This window comes from Pseudomonas sp. 05T35 (genome assembly GCF_056396605.1).
In genome coordinates this window covers 1-648 of the sequence record NZ_JBFTLU010000862.1, presented here as the reverse complement: position 1 = coordinate 648, position 648 = coordinate 1, and the positions used below count along the sequence as shown (strand labels likewise).

Genomic DNA, 648 nt, shown 5'->3' with positions numbered 1-648 from the left:
GAATGTGACCGTCTCGTTCCGGGTAGTAGTTGTTGGCATCCAGGACGGTTTTGCCCTCCAGCCACTTGGCCGGCACGCTTTGGTAATGCGCCAGGGGGATTGCCACGAGAACCACTTCGCCAAACTGCGCTGCCTCCTCGAGGGTCCCGACTTTACTGCCGGGAATGCCACTGAGCACGCTGCTCATGGTCTGTGGCCCACGTGAGTTGCTGAGCATCGCCTCGTGCCCCGCAGCGATAACCAATTGCGCCACTGCACGTCCGATGAACCCTGCGCCAATAATGCCTATTCGCATGTCCTTGCTCCGTTGGTTGTCAGGAAGAGGCTATGATGATTGGCAACCAATGGGAGATAAATCACCATCGCGGACTTAGTCTTGTTACCAGGAGTGTTGAATGATGGATCGCTTGACGAGCATGAGCGCTTTTGTGATGGCTGYGGAATCAGGCTCCTATGCCCGTGCCGCAGAGCGCTTGGGCATGTCGCCGCAGATGGTGGCCAAGCATGTTGCCGCTCTTGAGCACCGGCTGGGCGCGCGGCTACTGAACCGTACCACCCGGCGACAGAGCCTGACTGAACTGGGAAGTGCTTACTATGAACGCTACAAGCATATTGTGAGCGAAGCCCAGGCTGCCGACTCCCTTGCGC

The 648-nt window shown here is 58.1% G+C and carries 2 protein-coding genes; one reads left to right on the top strand and one right to left on the bottom strand.

Features of this window, described 5'->3' with window-relative positions:
• Positions 1-295, bottom strand: a 295-nt coding sequence (locus AC1DH9_RS30340; RefSeq protein WP_477809480.1) for an NAD(P)-binding domain-containing protein, incomplete at its 3' end; no start/stop codon positions are given.
• A gap of 100 nt (positions 296-395) precedes the next feature.
• Between AC1DH9_RS30340 and AC1DH9_RS30335 the strand changes: the two genes are divergently transcribed.
• Positions 396-648: LysR family transcriptional regulator (locus tag AC1DH9_RS30335; protein ID WP_477809479.1), on the top strand; the 253-nt coding region annotated here is incomplete at its 3' end.